Raw genomic sequence first — 17367 nt, 5'->3', positions numbered from 1 at the left:
GGATTCACGTGACCAAGCGCCTGGGCGCGGCGCTGCTGGCCGCGGGTGTTCTGGTGGGTGTCGGCGGCTGTGCCTTCGACCCGTCCTCGGTGCCGGTGCCCGGCACCACGGTGTCCGGACCGACCTACCGCATTCACATCGAGTTCGCGAACGTGCTGAATCTGCCCGCACGCGCGAAGGTCATCGCCAATGGCGCGCAGGTCGGCTCGGTGGCCGGGGTGCGCGTGGTGGAGTCGAGCAAGTCCGGCGGCCGCGGCGGCTATGTCGTTGTGGACGCCGATATTTCGTCGAAGGTGCAGCTGCCCACCACCACGGTGGCCGAACTGCGGCAGAACACCGTGCTCGGTGACATCCACCTGGCGCTCACCACGCCGCCCGACGGTTTCGGCAAGCTGCTGCAGGCCGACGGCACCATCACCCAGGAGCACACCCGTCCGCCGGTGCAGCTCGAGGACACCATGGCCGCGCTGGCCGCCTTCACCCAGGGCGGGGCGGTGAATCAGTTGCAGGACATCATCGCTCGCTTCAATGCCGTGCTGCCCGCCGATCCCAAGGAGACGGCGCGCATCGCCCAGAACGCGGGCAGCAATGCCATCGATCTGGCGGCGAATCTGGACTCGGTCGACTCGCTGCTGAACGGTCTCGGGGTGAACGCGCAGGTGCTGCGCGACCGCATCGACTTCCTGGACCATCAGCTGTCGCAGGAGTCGGTGGACACCATGACCGGTGTCACCAACTCGATTCGCGGCGTCACCCAGATCTTCGCCTGCCTGGGGCAATTGGGTTCGTCGCTGGTGTGGCTGGGCCCGCTCGCGAATTCCGGTGACGCGGCGGTGCAGGCGTTCGCGCCGCTGGCCCTGTCCGGTCAGCCGCTGGACCTGTCCAAGCCGTCCAACCTGTCGATGTTCGTATCCCTGTTGCGGGACAAGCTGATTCCCTGGCTGGAGGCCGGACCGAAGGTGAATGTCACTGCGGTGCAGACCGATTCGGTGTCCCGGGACGATCAGGCCGACAGCATCATCGCCGGCCTGCGCATGATCGGAGCGGTGCGATGAGATGGGGTTCGGTGGCGTCGCTGGGCGCCATTGCCGCGGTCACCGTGGTGGGCGCGAGCTATCTGACCTTCGGCGTGGTGCGGGCGGATCCGTTCGCCGAGTACACCAATGCCTCGATGGTGCTGAAGAATTCGGGCGGTCTGAGCGTCGGTTCGCCGATTCTGCTCACCGGCATGCGGGTCGGCAAGGTGACCTCCATCGAGGGCACCGCACAGGGCATCGAGGTCGGCTTCCGGGTGGACGCCGACCGCAAGCTGCCCACCGACAGCGTCATCACCATCGAACAGCTTTCGGCGCTGGGTGAACCGTATGTGGAGTTCCGCCCGCGCACCGGCAGCGGCCCGTACCTGACCGACGGTCAGCGCCTGGACACCTCCGCGGTCAAGTCCCCGCTGTCCATTCCCGAGGTGTCGCGCCTGGTCAACAAGGTCATGAACCAGCTCGACCCGAAGGTCGCGGCCTCGCTGGCCGCCACCCTGGGTGCGGCCTTCGACGACACCGAATCGTCCATGCCGCAGCTGACCCGGGCCGGGGATCTGCTGGCCGCCGCCATCATGAGCCGCGAGCCCAAGATCGCTCAGCTGCTCAACAGCTTCCAGGCCACCGCTTCGGACATGGCGGGCATTCCGGAGGCCACGGCCGCCGCGGCGCCGGCCTTCCTCCGCTTCGAGCAGTCCCTGGAGGAGCTGATCGACGCGGTCGGTAGACTCGTGGATCGAGCGCCCGGTCCGCAGGTCTACGTGGACGGTGACGGGCTGGCTCCCTTCCTGGCGAAGCTCACCGAATGGTTGCAGCAGGCCGGACCCGAATTGCAGACCCTCGCGCCACAGCTCCAGCCCCTGGTGGACGCGGCACGCACGGCGGGGCCACAGATCAATATCAGCAGCCTCGTCTCGCAGGCCCTCGCGAGCACCAGCGATGGTGCGGTGCGGGTGCAGGTGAACGTCAAGTAGTACCGACCAAGGAGAAACAGGATGTCCGAGGACACCGATCCGAAACGGGCGGCAGCCGAAGCGACTTCCGCTGACTCCGTTTCCGAGACCAAGACCGAGACCGCAGCGCCCGAGCGGGAAGCGGTCGAACTGGCCAAGCCTGCTGCCGAACCGGCCAAGCCCGCTGCGGGCGTGACGGTTTCGCTCAAGCTGTCGACGCTGGCCGTGGCGGCGGCGATCGTGCTGTTGATCGCCGGTCTGATCACCACCACCACGCTGTGGCTCAACGCGCGCGGCGATCTGAGCGATCAGCAGGCTCAGGCCGCCGACGATCGCCACGCCGAGCAGGTCGCCACCGATTACGCGATGGGCGCGGCCACCCTCAACTACGCGGACTTCAATTCCTGGACCCAGCGCCTGAAGGCGAACACCACCGACAGCCTGGCCAAGAAGTTCGACGCGTCCTCCTCGAAGCTCCAGGAGATCCTGGTCCCGCTGAAGTGGACGTCGAGCCCGTCCCCGCTGGGTGCGCAGGTGATCGGCCGCGATGGCGGTGCGTACAAGGTGAACGTCTACCTCAATGTCACCTCCACCAATGCCCAGAACCCGGACGGCGTGCTGACCACCATCTACTACACGGTCACCGTCGACCCGGAGGACTGGAAGGTCACCGAGGTCTCCGGCATCGACATGCCGATGCCCAAGAACAACTAGGCCCGAGAATCAGTAACCCGGATACCCGGTCGCCCTGTTCCCCTTCCTGAGGTACGGAGCGGCCGGTATCATCGCGCGCGCTACTGACCTCTGGAGGACACCGTGCCCGCGAACCCCACCGCCGCCGAACTGCTGGCGACCGTCGAAGCCTCGCCGCGTGCCGTCGGCCTGCACGACAAGGCTTCCTGGGTGGGCCTTTTCGCCGAGAACGCGTCCGTGGAAGACCCGGTCGGCTCGCGCCCGAACATCGGCCGCGCCGCCATCGACCGCTTCTACGACACCTTCATCGGACCCAACGGCATCGTCTTCGACGTGGAACACGATGTGGTGTGCGGGATGACGGTGTTCCGCGATCTCACCATCGCCACCACCATGTTTTCGAGTGATACAGCCACCGGCGTCACCCTGCACGTGCCCATGCATCTGCGCTACGACCTGGCGGATACCGGCGACGACGTGAAAATCCGTGCGCTGCGGGCACATTGGGAGCTGCCCGGAATGATCGCACAGCTCATGGGTTCCGGCGCGCAGGGCCTGCTGGCCGGTGCGAAGCTCGGCCCGCAACTGCTCGGAAACCAGGGCGTCGGCGGCGCTCTGGGCTTCATGCAGGGCATGCGCGGTGTGGGCGCGAAGGGCAAACAGGCCGCCGGTCGCCTGCTGGACGCGGTCGGCCGCGCCGATATCGCCGGTGCCCGAACGACTCTGGTGTCGGTACCGCGCCTGGAGTGGGCGAACGGCGACGCGATGTCCCTGGAGGACTTCACGACTCGCGCCCGCGGTCTGCGCTGGAGCAAGCCCATCGCGGCGGGTCGCCACGTCACCGCCACGGTCGAGACCCGCGAGGGCCGCGGCATAGCGCAGCTCGATTTCAGCGAGCGCGGCCACCGGGTCGAAGGCGTGCGGATCTTCGTGCAGCCCCGCTGAGTCCGGTCCGGTTGCGTTGGGCCGGTGGCGCTTTCGGGCGGTGCCGCTGGCTGCCGGAGCGGTCAGTCCCGCGTGCCGGCGATGACGGTGAGCGGGTCCTTGCGGCTGAAGTTGCTGCCGCCCGCGGTGCCGACGACCTTCCCGTGCACCGTGATCATCCACTCCCCGCACACACAGCGCAGGTACTGCACCGAGCGGTGCCCGGAGACGGGAGTGGGGGAGGGCCAAGCGCAGGAAGGGCATTCGGCGGTCACCCCCTCATCCTCCGCGTGAAGGTGCTGGTAGTGCGGCATCGACACGCGTTTGCTGCGAAGGTTGATCGTTTCAGAGTCACCGTGTTTCAGAGCGCCGTGCCGCCACCCTTGCGAACCGCGGAAGGCGTCACGCCCCACCAGCGTTGGCAGCAGCGCGTCAGGGTCGCCTGCTCGGAAAGCCCGATGAGCGAGGCGACTTGGCTCATGGGCATGTCCGTGGTGGTCAGGTAGCGCCGCGCCTCTTCCCGCCGCACATCGTCCAGCAGGGCGGCGAAGGACGTGCCCTCGGCGGCCAAGCGCCGCTGCAGGGTTCGTGGATGCACGGTGAGCAGGCGTGCGACAGAGCCGATTTCGGGTGCGGTGGTGCCGAGCAGCTTCTGTAGCGCGGTGCGCACACGCGGGGCCGTCGCGATGGACGGCCCACCCGACTGCTCGGCCAGGAAGGCCAGGGCGAGCCGGTGCAGGTTCTCGTCGCCGCCGGACAGCGGTCGATTGGCCAGACTGGCGGGCACCCGCAGCAGTGCCGCGGAACGCTCGATTCGCACTGGCGCACCGAAGAATTCCTCGTACGCGGCCAGCGTCGCGGGCGGCCGATACGGCAATTCCACCGACCGCAACCCGTACCGATCGCCGACCAAGCGCCGAATCGCGCGGTGCACGAACGCCAGTCCGAGATCGGTGCCCTGCACGGGCGTCGGCAGTCCGGGCGCGGTGACGCCGTAGCACAGCGCGATCACCCCGCGATCCGCGTACGGATCCGGTTCCATGGTCAGGCTCAGCGACCGCGCGTGCACGAACAGATAGCGCGAGGTGCAGGCCAGCACATCGGCGAGAGTCGGCGAATTCCGGATGGCCAGCGCCAGCGGTCCCAGCATGTCCAGGTCCTGCCGGTAGGCCATGCGCAGCCCCAGATCCGGGCAGTCCAGCCGCTGCGCGGCCAGTTCGAGCACCGCGCCCACCGCCTGATCGGGCACCAGCAGGTCGTCGGTATCGAGGGCGGCGACGGGCAGTCCGCACGCGCCGACCAGCTCCTCGGCATTGCCGCCCAGTTCGGCGACGGTGGCGCGGAAGCCCCGGAGTCCGGCGGATCTGATGACCGACATGTCGCCTAGGATCAAATGATTGTCGCGCTGAGTCAAGAACTGGCGTGCCGCCCCCAACAGACTGGAGACCATGAGCGCCGGGACAGACAGCACCACCGCCGAGCATCTGGATGTCGTGATCGTGGGAGCCGGCCTGTCCGGCATCGGCGCGGCCTACCGACTGCAGACCGAACATCCGGGCCGCAGTTACGCGATTCTCGAGGCCCGCGACACCCTCGGCGGCACCTGGGACCTGTTCCGCTATCCCGGCATCCGCTCCGATTCGGACATGTTCACCCTCGGCTACCCGTTCAAGCCGTGGCGTGACGCCAAATCCATTGCCGACGGCCCCTCGATCCTGCGCTACATCACCGAGACGGCCGCCGAGAACGGCATCGACCGCCATATTCGCTACGGCACCAAGGTGATTGCCGCCGAATGGGATAGCGCCGCCGCACGCTGGACCCTCACCCTCCAGGGCGCGAACGGCGAAACCAGCACGCTCACCTGTGGATTCCTCTACTCCTGCTCGGGTTACTACAACTACGACCAGGGCCACTCCCCGGAATTCGAGGGCCTCGCCGATTTCGCCGGGCAGGTCGTGCACCCGCAATTCTGGCCCGAGGACCTGGATTACACCGGCAAGAAGGTCGTGGTCATCGGCAGCGGCGCGACCGCCGTCACCCTCGTTCCGGCCATGGCCGAGCAGGCCGAACTGGTGACCATGCTGCAGCGCACCCCCACCTGGATCTCCGCGGTGCCCGGCCGCGACAAGCTGGCCGACCGGATTCGCGAACTGCTGCCGCCGGAGCTGGCGCACCGCGTGATCCGCACCAAGAACATTCTGTTCAATGTCGGCTTCTACCAGTACTGCCGCCGTCGCCCGGAGGCCGCGCGCAAGATGCTGCTGGGCCTGACCACACGCATCCTGAAGGACCGTGAACTGGTCGCCGAGCACTTCACGCCCGACTACGACCCGTGGGATCAGCGGCTGTGCGCGGTGCCGGACGCCGACTTCTTCAAGGCCATGCGCAAAGGCAAGGCCGAGGTGGTCACCGATCACATCGAAACCTTTGTGCCGGAAGGCATTCGGCTGAAGTCGGGCCGGGTGCTGGAGGCCGACATCGTGATCACCGCGACCGGTTTGCAGCTGCTCGCCTTCGGCGGCATCACGCTGCGGGTGGACGGCAAGCCGGTGACCCTGTCGGATGAATACGTCTGGCAGGGCACCATGCTCACCGGCGTCCCGAATTTCGCGGTCTGCATCGGCTACACCAATGCCTCCTGGACCCTGCGCGCCGACCTGACCTCGCGCCTGGTCTGCCGGGTGCTGTCCTACATGGACCGCAACGGCTATTCCGCCGTCGTGCCGCAACCGGATCGCACACTGGCCGAGCGGCCCTTGCTGGATCTGGCCTCGGGTTACATCCAACGCAGCATCGGTGACTTCCCCCGCCAGGGCGATCGGCACCCGTGGCGGGTGCGGCAGAACTACCTGCTCGACACGGCCACCACCATGCGCACCGGTCTGAGCAAGACCCTGCGTCCGGTCCGAGCGGACAAGGCGCTCGAGCGAGTCTGACCGCGTGCCTAGACTCGGCGGCATGGGATCGTCGCGGAGAGTCATGGCGGCAGCGGCCGTCGCGGTGCTGGGCTGCCTGAGCTGGCAGGCCACCGGTGCGGCGGTCGCGGACCCGCCCGCCGCGCCGTCACCGCTGGATCTGTGGACGGTGCCCACCGCCCCGGCCGACAGCGCGACGCTGATCGTGGCCTACAGCTTCGGCAATCGCATTCCGGCGGGCCTGGATTCGACCCGCGAGGTCGGCGAGCCCGGCCCCGTGAACGAGGAACTGGCGGCGGCGGTCGTCGCCGCACGCGGTGATCGAGCCGTCCCCGTCTACGCGCAAACCGAGATAGCCGAGGTGTTGCGCTCGCGCTACGGTCTGACCGATGTGGTCTCCATCGACCCCGATCGCGCCGCCGACGGCACTCTCGTCTACCTGTCCACCGATGGCGTCGCGGCCAAGGTGGCCGAATTGCGCGGCGCTGCCCTGACATCCGACCGGGCCGCCGTGGTGGCGTTCCAGGATCATCTGTGGCGGGCCACCCGCACCACCGCCAAGCGCGGTTTCGAGGCGTTCGCGCCCGCCGGGGTGACCATGCCCAGCGTCTACGATCCGGAGTCCGGGCAGCCGTGGACCACCAGCCCGGTGCTGTACCTGCCCACCGACTTCGCCGGTCGGCTGGCGTTGCTGAAATAGCCTCGCGGATTTCCGGGGTGGCGCTGCGGTGCGCGTCGGGCAAGCCGGACACTCCGGAGCCGGGGGTGCGAGTTGTGCGCGGCTGGGCCGGTGCCGGGGCTCCCCATGCCAGGCTCACACCCATGGATCAATCCCGGCGATTCCACGGTGGATTCCTGCTGCCCGCACCGGAATCGGAGCCCCCGATCGACTCGCGCGCTCGTGCGCACGCACGGTCGTGTCCGCCTTCGCAGGTGCGCCCCGAGCCGTCGCAATCAGCGTCCTGCCGGAATCGGGTGGCCCGAAAAACGCAGCCGTTAAAGCCTTCGCAGCCTGCGAAAACCTCCGATTCGCGCGAACTCGCCGCAGCGGCAGCACAATTCGCGCGGGCGGTGCTGCGGGTGGCGCTCGAGGTGCTCGACGGCCGCCGTTCGGCGGCGCAGTTGGGATCGCTCGCCGAAACGACTGTGATCGCCGCGGTGCGCACTCTCGCGGTCTCGGGTACCGCACCGGGGCACGAACTCGGCGTCGCCACCCTCACCAGGGTCGATGTGATCATGTCGGATTCCGGAACCGCCGAGGTTTGTGCGGGATACGACCGGGGAACACGGCATTTCGCGCTTGCCGCGCGCATTGTGCACGGTCGTTCCGGGTGGCGCTTGTCCGCATTCCGGGTGCGCTGAAGACCGTCTGGTCTCTGCGGTAATAGCAGAATAGTCTTACCTCGTCGAATTCGATTCGCGCCTGGTTTGAAACCTAACAGCCGCGCGATTAGCATTTCGGCGAATAGCGGCACCACCTACGTGGAAGGGCAGTCCATGGCGAAGAAAGTCACCGTAACTCTGGTTGACGACTACGACGGCGAATCGAAGGCCGACGAAACCGTCTTTTTCTCGATCGACGGTTCCGATTACGAGATCGACCTGTCGATCAAGAATGCCGGCAAGCTGCGGGAGTCGCTGGAGCCGTGGACCGAGAAGGCCCGCAAGGTGGGTCGTTCCAAGCGCGGCGGTAAGGCGGGCGTCGTCGCCGGCCGTACCCGTCCGGCCGTGGACCGGGAAGAGAGCACCGCGATCCGGGAATGGGCGCGCGCTCAGGGCCACCAGGTCTCCTCGCGCGGTCGTATCCCGGCCGAGATCGTCGAGGCGTACCAGCGCGCCAAGAAATAGCGGGCAGCAAATTCTCAGCTGGTTCGCTGAGAAAAAGGACAGGCATCGGCAAGCCCGGAGGCTGCCGATGCCTGTCTTTTTCATCCGCCTTCGGTCTTACACGGCATTTCCTACGCGGCGCGCAGCAGCGCGTGCCCGGTATCGGGCAGATCCGCGCGGATCCGCGCCAGCAACAGCTGCGCCTGTTCCCGATATCGGCTCGCGCCCACGGTGTCGCCGAGCGCGTCGGACAGCGTGGCGAGCACCGAATCCATCGGACCGAACGCGGCGACGCCGGTTTCGATGCCGATGATGGTGCCGCTGTGCACCGAAAGGTATTCCAGCAGTTCCCGCATGCTGTCGCGGTCGCCGAGTTCGAGGGCCACCTGGGCCCGCATGGCAGCCCGGAATGCCGGAAACGAGCCGCTGCCGACGGGCCCCAGTCCCGCGAAGACGGTGCGCGCCCGGTCCTCCTGCCCGGCATGCAGCAGTGCCAGCGCGTACGGTTCGGTGGCCACTCCCGGCAGGGACGCCCAATTCTTGGTGAGCACATCCACCAGCCGGGACAGATCCCCGCGCGCCCAGCCCAGCGCGATGGCGCAGAACAGCCGCGTCTCGACCTCGTTCGCCTTGCCCGCCAGCGTGATTCGCACCGCGAACCGATCGTAGAGCCGCTCGGCCAGGTCGATGTCCCCGCGCAGCAGCTCCATCATGGCCGCGCAGCAGCTGTCCATATCGAGCAGCGGCTGCAACTGGCCCTCCCCGGCGCATTCCATGGCCAGCCGCACCAGCCGTCCGGCCCGCCGCAGATCCGCGTGCGCCAGTGCGGCCCGGTAGCCGAGATAGTGTGCCAGCGCCCGGTATTCGGGCAGCCCGGCTCGGTGCGCGGTCAGCTCCAGCTGGGTGACGAGCCCGGCGAACTCCGGGCCGTAGTCGGATTCCCAGAAGGTCACCGCATTGATGGCCGCGCACAGCAGTTCCGGTTCACCGACCTCGCGCGCGAGGTCCAGGGCCAGCCGTGCCAGCCGCTGTGCGGTGTCGTACTCGTCGAGCTCGGTTTCGAAGGTGGCGGCCACGAGCAGCCGCACCAGGGTGGCGCGCGGGACGGTGAGCTCCTGCTCGGCGCGGGAGGTCTCGGCGGGCGCGCGGCCGGTGCCGGTCGGCAGGTTCTTGCTGAGCAGACGCGAAAGGGCCTGGCGGATGGGTTCGTTCGGCTCTCGGTAGGCCCGAATCGGCCAGAGGACCGGTGCCTGCCAGCTGGTCAGTGCCCGGGCCAGGAGTTCGTCGCCGCCGAGTTCGGTGGCCAGCGCGACGGCCAGCCCGAGTTCGGTCCGGGCGTCGCGGTCGCGATTGTCGTAGGCGAGGGCGGTGACGAGCCCGCAGCGCGCGTCCAGCAGCGCGATCCGATCCGCCCGCGCGGCGTGCTCGGTGGCGTGCCCGGCGAGTTCGTGCAGTTCCACCGTGGCCCGCATGAGCCGGGCGGTCTCGCGCCGCATGCCGCGTTCCATGCGCCGTCGCGCCGCGGCGTGCACGTATTCGATGGCGTCCGGCGCGGTTTCGGCGCTCGCGCCGAGCATGGCGTGCCGGGCCAGCACCTCCGGATCACGCGCCGGAACGGGGTACGCGTCCCGATTCCAGACCAGCAATTCCAGTGCGGCCCAGTGCATTCGCCCCCGCCGCAGACTCGGAATGCCGAGATACACCGCATCCCTGACGATTCCGTGCGCGAAGACGATGCTCCCGCCGCGCCCGGTCCGCACCAGGCCCGCGGCCTCCGCTGCGGCGATCAGATCGATGAGCCGGTCCTCCTCGAGCCCGCACGCCATGCTCACCAGCCCCAGCTCGGCCCCGTTGCCCCATACCGAAACCTGCTGCAGCACATCGGTAATCCCGGCGGGCAGCCGCGCGAGCCGGTCCTCGACGAACCCTCGGACGGCATCGGGCACACCCGCGGTTGGACTACCCTGCGCGGCTACGAGTTTCGCCAGCTCGCGGACGAACAGCGGGTTCCCGCCCGTCCGCTCGTGCAGCGGCCGGAGCAGCTCGTCGTCCACCGTGGTCAATCCCGCGTCGAGCGCGACCTGCCGTGTGCCCTCCGGATCGAGCCCGCGTAGATCCATCCACGCCGTCGCGTACTGCGCCAGCGCGGCGCCCGTGGCGGTCACTTCGGGCCTCGCTTCCGAGCGCCGCGCCGTGACCAGGAGAAAGACGGGTTCGTCGCGCAGCCAGACCGCCAGCTGCCGCAACACCTGCAGGGTGGCGGTGTCCGCGCGGTGCACATTCTCGAGCAGGAGAGCCACAGGACCGGAAGCCGTTGCGCGCCTGCACCACTGCGCTAGACCCTGGGACAGCAGGAATGGCTCAGCGCCACTCGGCGGCAGCTCGCCGGCTCCGCTGATGTCCCGGCTCCCGCCGACTCCGCCGGCGTACCGGCTCGCCCCGGCCCGGCCGATGTCTCGGCTCGGGATCGCGCCGCTGATGTCCCAGTTGGGGATCGTCCTGCCGGCGTCCAGGTGCGGGACAGTGCTGCTGACTTCCCGGGCCGGCCTCGCGCTGGGGGTACCACTCGGTTCGCTTCCGTTCGCCTTACCGAGCGCGGCAAGGATTTCGGACCAGGCCCACGCGGGCGGCGCACCGTCGATATCCGGGCAGGCGCCGGCGGCGACGGTCCAATCGGCCGCTTCCAGTGCGGCGAGCACGGTTTCGGCCAGCGTGGTCTTGCCCATGCCGGCCTCCCCGGATAGCCAGGCCAGCCGCAACTGTCCGCCGCGGGCGGTGTCGGCAATGGTCAGCAGTTCCGACAGTTCGGCGAAATATCCGGTGCTGCGTGGGGTTCCGGGTGCCGGGGCGATGCCGCCGCCCATCGCGGCGACCAGTGCGCCCCCCGGCGGGCGGGCCGGTTTCGGGAGCGCCGGGGTGAGGTCGACCGCATGGTTCAGAATGGCGGTTTCCAGATTGCGCAGTGCCGGTCCGGGGTCCACGCCGAATTCCCCGCCGAGAAAATCACGGGAGCGCCGAATTGTGGTGAGCGCCTCCAATTGCCGCCCGAGCGCATATTGCGCGAGGGCCAGCAGCCGGACGAGTTCCTCGCGTCCGGGATGTGTTTCGAAATGCGGCCGCAGGTCGATGACGACTTCGCCGGAGCGGCCCAGTTCGAGTTTGGCCTGGGCGCTCAGTTCCACGGCGGTCAGATGCAGATCGGTGAGCCGGTCGGCTTCCGCGATGGCCCATTCGGCGTCGGCGAAGGCTTCGAGCGCCGGGCCGTGCCAGCGCGCCAGCAGGGCGTCGAGCAGGGAATTGCGCTGCGCGGTGTCGGGCCGGGTCTCGGGATTGCTGACCAGTTCCTGGTAGGTGCGCAAGCGCTGTTCGAAATGCCAGGCGTCGACGGAGTTCTCGGGGATCCGCAGCGCGTAACCGGATGATTCGGACCAGATGAACCGGGAGGGCGCGCGCCGCGGCCGATCCGGTTCGAAGAGCCGGCGCAGGGAGTGGATGTGCACCTGCAGCACCGAGGCCGCCTTGGGTGGCGGGCTGCCCGCCCACAGGTCGTCCACCAGGCGTTCGGTGCTCACCGCCTGCCCGTGGGCGACGACGAGACGGCCGAGCACGGCCCGCTGCATGGGGGTTCCGAGGGGGAGTTCGCGGCCGTCGAGAGTCAACTGCAGGGGACCGAGGACCCTGATCTCGGGACCTGCCATGTCACCCTCCTCGCGCCGAAAGCAAACTGGTCGTTTGCCGCAAGAAGAGCACTATCTCGCAAAAAGTTGAAGATGCCAAAAGTTAGCCGAAACGTTGTCGGATAGTTATAGGCGCTGGCGTGTCGGCGCGAAAAGCTGTGCTACGCAATGTGTTTTGCAATGCTAACAGCATTTGACGCCCCCGCAACTCCGCCGGAAGTGAACCGGAAGAGACGTGCTCGATACTTTCGAGTGGAAGCAACTCTGTGAAAGGGGTGGTGAGACGTGTTGCAACGACGCGACTTCCCCCGGGTATTCGGCGAAAACGGCCCCCGGGGATTCGGTGAAACCGGAATCGAACCCGAAGGCGCCGGCTACTACGTCGACCGCGACGGCGACATCTGGGAGAAACAGGAGGGGGGCTGGCGGCTGCTGCTGCAGCGCGGCGTGGCGGTCGATCCGGAGTCGCTCTGGGAGTGGACCGAGGGTCATGTGCGCGACTATGCGCCGTTCACGCCCATGGGTGCGGGGAGCCGCTGAGCCGACTACTGTGGCATCGAGTTCGCCATTCGTTTGCTGACGCGTCGAACCTGTGCAGCGTCATCGGGATTCGTCGCGTCGCCCGACGCCACGAGGTGACCAGATGACCCAGGGTTGGCCCGGCTCCCGCGATCCATTCGACTCCTTCGACGACATATTCCAGCGTTTCTTCGGCTCGGGCATGACCGCGCAGCCCCCGGTGCAGCGCATCGACCTGAGTCGTTTGCTGAGCGAAAGCGCGAAACAGGTGGTGGCCTCGGCCCGTGCCGCGGCGCACGACTGGGGCAATGCCGAGATCACCCCCGAACACCTGCTCTACGCCGCGGCCGACACCGAGCCCGCGCGCAGCATCATCGCCGAGATCGGCCGCGATCCGAAAGAACTGCGCAAGCAGATGCAGACCGCCGCGGGCAGCGGGGTCGGTGCGACCGGCAGCGGCCACGCGCTACAGCTCAGCCCCGCGGCCAAGTCCGCCCTGCGCAATGCCCAGCGCAGCGCCGCCGAGGCGGGCAGCAGCTACATCGGGCCGGAACACATTCTGCTGGGCATCGCCGCCCTCCCGGAAACCACTGCCGCACAGGCGCTCTCGGGAGCGAACGGGGCCAAATTGCCCGCCGCGCCCGGCCACAGGGAGCCCAGCGACACCCCGACCCTGGACGAGTACGGCCGCGACCTCACCGCCGAGGCGCGCGCCGGCAAGGTGGACCCGGTGGTGGGCCGCGCCACCGAGATCGAGCAGACCGTCGAGATCCTGTCCCGGCGGCGCAAGAACAATCCCGTGCTCATCGGTGACCCGGGCGTCGGCAAGACCGCCATCGTCGAGGGCCTGGCCCAGCGCATCGTGAACGGCGATGTGCCCAGCACCCTGGCCGACCGCCGCGTCATCGCCCTCGACGTCAGTTCGATGGTCGCGGGCAGCAAGTATCGCGGCGAGTTCGAGGAGCGGCTCACCAAGGTCCTCGATGAAGTGCGCGCGCACTCCGACGAATTGGTGATCTTCATCGACGAACTGCACACCATCGTCGGCGCGGGCGGCGGCGGTGAGGGCTCCATGGATGCGAGCAATATGCTCAAGCCCGCCCTCGCGCGCGGCGAACTGCACGCCATCGGCGCGACCACCATCGACGAATACCGCAAGTACATCGAGAAGGACGCCGCCCTGGAACGCCGCTTCCAGCCGGTCATGGTGTCCGAACCGTCGGTCACCGACACCATCGAGATCCTGCGCGGGCTGGTGGACGTGTACGAGGAACACCATCAGGTCCGCTACCTGGACGAGGCGTTGATCGCCGCCGCCGAACTCTCCGACCGCTACCTCACCGACCGGTTCATGCCGGACAAGGCCATCGACCTGGTGGACCAGGCCGGTGCGCGCGTCCGATTGCGCACGCGCACACCGGATCCCAAGGTGCGTGAGCTCGACGAGAAGCTGGCCCGGCTCAATCGCGAGAAGGACGCCGCGGTCGCCGGCGAGGACTACGAGAAGGCCACCAAGCTCAAGGCCGAGATCGCCAAGCTGGAGCAGAAGACCGCGGACGAGGTGGATCGCACCGAGATCCCCACGGTCGAGATCACCGATATCGCCGAGGTGGTGTCGCGCCAGACCGGCATCCCGGTCGCCGACCTCACCACCGAGGAGCGGCAGAAACTGCTGAAACTCGAAGCGGCGCTGCACAAGCGGGTCGTCGGGCAGGAGGAGGCGATCGTCGCCGTGGCCGAGGCGGTGCGCCGCGCCCGCGCCGGGCTCAAGGACCCCGGGCGGCCCATCGGCTCGTTCCTGTTCCTCGGCCCCACCGGCGTCGGCAAGACCGAACTCGCGAAAGCCTTGGCGGAGCAGGTATTCGGCGATGAGGACCGGCTCATCCGCTTCGACATGAGCGAATTCCAGGAGAAGCACACGGTTTCCAGGCTCGTGGGCGCACCGCCCGGATACGTCGGCTACGACGATGCCGCGCAGCTCACCGACAAGGTTCGCCGCCAACCGTATTCGGTGATCCTGTTCGACGAGGTGGAGAAGGCGCACCCGGACGTGTTCAATGTCCTGCTGCAACTGCTCGACGACGGCCGGGTGACCGACTCCAAGGGGCGCACGGTCGATTTCAAGAACACCATCGTCATCCTCACCAGCAATATCGGCTCCGATCTCATCCTGTCGGCGAAAGACGGTGACCTGGACTCGATTACGCCGCAGCTGGAGGAGCGCCTGCGCAAGCAGTTCCGCCCGGAATTCCTCAACCGGCTCGACGAGCAGATCATCTTCCACCGGCTCGACAAGACGCAGCTGCGCAATATCGTCGACCTGGTGCTGGACGGCACCCGCCGTCGCCTGAAGGCGCAGGACATCGGCCTGGACGTGTCCGACAAGGCCATGGACTGGCTGGCGGACAACGGCTATCAGCCGGAGTTCGGTGCGCGGCCGCTCAAGCGCAGCGTCCAGAAAGAGCTCGACAACAAGCTGTCCCGGCAGCTGCTGGACGGTGCGCTGGCCCCCGGCGACACGGTCCGCATCGACGCCGATGATTCCGGCCTGACCATCGAGGCCCTGCACCACAGCGCGGTCAAGGGCACCGACGAGAAGGTCACCGAGAGCTCGGTCATGACCGTCGGCAAGAACGGCAAGGGGAAGGGCAAATCCGAGTCCGCCAACGGCAATGGCAAGGCTTCGAGCAAGTCCGGCAAGGCTGCGGCGGGCAGCAAGAGCTGACCGCTTTCCGAGGACGACCGCGCCGCACCGGCCCCCTCCCGGCGCGGCGCGGTCGGTCCGCCCTCGCTTCCGGTGTGAATCTGAGTTAACTTCTAGATATGGAGCGAGATCGTGATCAGGCCCCGCTGCCGCTGGGTGAGCTTTTCGCGGAGGGGCCGTTCCCGCCGCACCACCACGGCTGTTTCGGCTGCGGCCCGTCCAATCCGGCCTCGCCGCATATAGCCTTCGAGCGCCGAGGTGATGTGGTGCGCGGGACATTCCTGCTGGATCACCGGCATCAGGGCGCACCCGGTGTCGCGCACGGCGGTATCGTCGCCGCCGCTCTCGATGAGGCGTCGGGGGCTGTCCTGGTGCCGCTCAAACTGCCTGCGGTGACCGTGAAACTGGACGTCAGCTTCACGGCCCCGGCGCGGCTGCACCGAGAATTCGTGGTCACATCCAGGCTGACCGCCCGGGACGGCCGCAAACTCTTCATCGACACCGAGCTGACCGACGGCGACACCGTGGTCGCCACCGGCCGCGCCATCTTCGTCGAGGTCGCGCCGGAGCATTTCCTGCAATTCGGCGCGAACCCGGGCGAGCTGTCCAGCGTCGGCGTCTAGCGAATCAGCTCAGGCGGCGGATATCGCCGCGCACGCGGTAGAACCCGCCGCGCGCCGACTCGGCCACCGCGTCCACCACATACCGCGCCCCCGCCTGGCGAATCTCCCTGGGGAACTGCACATTCCAGCCGTGCTGGTAGCCGGGGGAGACCACGTGCACTCGCAGATTGCCCGCCTCCTGCACGCATTCCACCACGATGCCGTCGCCCGCGTCCGCGGTCACTTCCACTGTGGCGCTGGGGATTACCGCCGAGATCTCGGGAGCCTTCACCGACACCGTCTGCGGCAGCACGCCCTGCTCGGCGTCCCGGATGGCCGCCTCGCTCACATCCAGGCAGGCGAGCGCGCCACTGGTGGTGACCAGGTACAGCTTCTCGTCGTGGTACTGCATGGAGTACGCGGACCCGCACCCGGTGGCCAGCTTCCACAGTCGCTGCCCGGCGGAGTCGAAGCAGTACACCGAGGAGTGATTGTCGCCGGCGAACACGTAGCGCCCGTCCGGTGAAGTGGCACAGGAGAATACGGCCGCGTCGCACTGGTAGGAGCGTTCGGCCTGCCCGTCCTTGGCCACCATGCGCACCTGGCTGCTGCTGGTGCCCGCGTACACGGAATCGCTTTCCTGCCAGCCGAACAGGACCGGCCCGCCGGTGCCCACATGCCAGCGGTGATTGCCGTTGACCAGGTCATAGGCGGTGACGCCGCTGGAATGCCCGTGGTAGACGCCGTTTTCGTCGATGCGCACCATCCAGCCGGAGTTGCCCTTGCTGCGCACCGACCACAGCGACTCCTCCTCGTGGTCGATCACGGTGAGCCCGCCCTGCGCATCGGAGACGCCGAGAATCCCGTCGTGGATGTCGAGCCAGTAGATGTCGATATTCGCGGCGATATCGTAGGCCGCGCGCGGCACCTTGCCCGACAGGTCGTACACGCGCCCGTCGTCGCACCCGGCGTAGATCCAGAAATCGTCGGCCACAATGCATTTCACCGAGTTCGGCAGCCGGAACCGGCCGGTCACCGTGCCCTCCGGCGTCAGCGTGAACACATCGCCGCTCTCATTGCCCACCCAGCACCGATTCTCGTCCACGAAGATGCCGAACGCGGCCGCCCCCGAATCGAAGGTCCACAGCACGGGCGCGGATTTGGCGGTGGAGCGCTGACTCACGATGGCCCGCCGGGTGATCGACCGCGGCGCCCGCGCCCCCATGACGGCCGCCGCGTACCCCTTGCGCACCTTCTCGCCGATCTTCTTGGCGGCGGCGGCTTTCGCCTTGTCCGCGGTGGCGAAGGAGCTCACCTTGGTGGTGCCCGCGTCGCCGATGCGCCCGTACCGGATGGTCACCTGCGTTCCCGCCACGATGACCTCGTAGAACTTGTGTGCCGAACCGCTGTCCTCGGACAGTTCGAGGTAGGTGGTGTCCCCGCTGCTCATGCCTTGCTCCGTGCTTCGCCGATCTCGATGTGAGGCGAAAGCTAGCAAGGGACACCGACATTCGGC

15 protein-coding genes are annotated in these 17367 nt (G+C 68.0%); 11 read left to right on the top strand and 4 right to left on the bottom strand.

Features of this window, described 5'->3' with window-relative positions:
* Positions 1-8: 8 nt before the first annotated feature.
* From H0264_RS36860 to H0264_RS36845, 4 genes are all read left to right on the top strand, one after another.
* Positions 9-1055 (top strand): MlaD family protein, encoded by a 1047-nt coding sequence (locus H0264_RS36860; RefSeq protein ID WP_231084254.1) that lies wholly within the window; start codon positions 9-11, stop codon positions 1053-1055.
* On the top strand, positions 1052-2008 hold the full coding sequence (locus tag H0264_RS36855; protein ID WP_181581816.1) for an MlaD family protein: 957 nt from the start codon (positions 1052-1054) through the stop codon (positions 2006-2008). Before H0264_RS36860 ends, H0264_RS36855 begins: the two co-directional genes overlap by 4 nt.
* Positions 2009-2029: 21 nt before the next feature.
* Complete coding sequence (locus tag H0264_RS36850; RefSeq protein WP_181581815.1) at positions 2030-2701, top strand: hypothetical protein; 672 nt, start codon at positions 2030-2032, stop codon at positions 2699-2701.
* Between the two features lie 102 nt (positions 2702-2803).
* Positions 2804-3625 (top strand): nuclear transport factor 2 family protein, encoded by an 822-nt coding sequence (locus H0264_RS36845; RefSeq protein WP_181581814.1) that lies wholly within the window; start codon positions 2804-2806, stop codon positions 3623-3625.
* Positions 3626-3687: 62 nt separating this feature from the next.
* Here the strand turns inward: H0264_RS36845 and H0264_RS36840 are convergent, their stop codons facing one another.
* Together H0264_RS36840 and H0264_RS36835 are read right to left on the bottom strand one after the other, a co-directional pair.
* Complete coding sequence (locus tag H0264_RS36840; protein WP_231084255.1) at positions 3688-3879, bottom strand: hypothetical protein; 192 nt, start codon at positions 3877-3879, stop codon at positions 3688-3690.
* Between the two features lie 86 nt (positions 3880-3965).
* Positions 3966-4982 carry an AraC family transcriptional regulator gene (locus H0264_RS36835; RefSeq protein ID WP_181581812.1) on the bottom strand — a complete coding sequence of 339 codons (1017 nt, stop codon included), beginning with the start codon at positions 4980-4982 and terminating at the stop codon, positions 3966-3968.
* A 70-nt stretch (positions 4983-5052) separates the two neighbouring features.
* On the opposite strand from H0264_RS36835, the gene H0264_RS36830 reads away from it, so the two are divergent.
* From H0264_RS36830 to H0264_RS36815, 4 genes are all read left to right on the top strand, one after another.
* Positions 5053-6543, top strand: coding sequence for a flavin-containing monooxygenase (locus tag H0264_RS36830; RefSeq protein WP_181581811.1), 1491 nt, complete (start codon positions 5053-5055; stop codon positions 6541-6543).
* A gap of 22 nt (positions 6544-6565) precedes the next feature.
* Entirely contained in the window at positions 6566-7222 is a 657-nt protein-coding gene (locus tag H0264_RS36825; RefSeq protein WP_244976059.1) for a hypothetical protein, read from the top strand.
* A gap of 275 nt (positions 7223-7497) precedes the next feature.
* Positions 7498-7884: an Rv3235 family protein gene (locus H0264_RS36820; protein ID WP_181581810.1), complete on the top strand. Its 387-nt coding sequence runs from the start codon at positions 7498-7500 to the stop codon at positions 7882-7884.
* A gap of 135 nt (positions 7885-8019) precedes the next feature.
* Positions 8020-8370, top strand: a complete 351-nt coding sequence (locus tag H0264_RS36815) for a histone-like nucleoid-structuring protein Lsr2 (RefSeq protein ID WP_181581809.1) — start codon at positions 8020-8022, stop codon at positions 8368-8370.
* A 110-nt stretch (positions 8371-8480) separates the two neighbouring features.
* Here H0264_RS36815 and H0264_RS36810 read toward each other — a convergent pair whose 3' ends face one another.
* Positions 8481-12047 (bottom strand): ATP-binding protein, encoded by a 3567-nt coding sequence (locus H0264_RS36810; protein WP_181581808.1) that lies wholly within the window; start codon positions 12045-12047, stop codon positions 8481-8483.
* Between the two features lie 264 nt (positions 12048-12311).
* Between H0264_RS36810 and H0264_RS36805 the strand changes: the two genes are divergently transcribed.
* The 3 genes from H0264_RS36805 (at position 12312) to H0264_RS36795 (ending at position 15872) form a co-directional block, all read left to right on the top strand.
* The gene (locus H0264_RS36805; protein WP_181581807.1) at positions 12312-12566 is read left to right on the top strand and encodes a hypothetical protein; all 255 of its coding nucleotides are present in this window, start codon (positions 12312-12314) and stop codon (positions 12564-12566) included.
* 103 nt (positions 12567-12669) lie between these two features.
* Entirely contained in the window at positions 12670-15270 is a 2601-nt protein-coding gene (locus H0264_RS36800; RefSeq protein WP_181581806.1) for an ATP-dependent Clp protease ATP-binding subunit, read from the top strand.
* Positions 15271-15368: 98 nt separating this feature from the next.
* Positions 15369-15872 (top strand): PaaI family thioesterase, encoded by a 504-nt coding sequence (locus H0264_RS36795; protein WP_181581805.1) that lies wholly within the window; start codon positions 15369-15371, stop codon positions 15870-15872.
* Between the two features lie 4 nt (positions 15873-15876).
* On the opposite strand, the gene H0264_RS36790 is transcribed toward H0264_RS36795, so the two are convergent.
* On the bottom strand, positions 15877-17301 hold the full coding sequence (locus tag H0264_RS36790) for a WGR domain-containing protein (protein ID WP_181581804.1): 1425 nt from the start codon (positions 17299-17301) through the stop codon (positions 15877-15879).
* Positions 17302-17367: the final 66 nt, after the last annotated feature.

Origin of the sequence: Nocardia huaxiensis, assembly GCF_013744875.1 — a bacterium.
Classification (GTDB): domain Bacteria; phylum Actinomycetota; class Actinomycetes; order Mycobacteriales; family Mycobacteriaceae; genus Nocardia; species Nocardia huaxiensis.
Note: the sequence above shows the minus strand (reverse complement) of the source record. Positions and strands in the feature narration are given on the sequence as shown.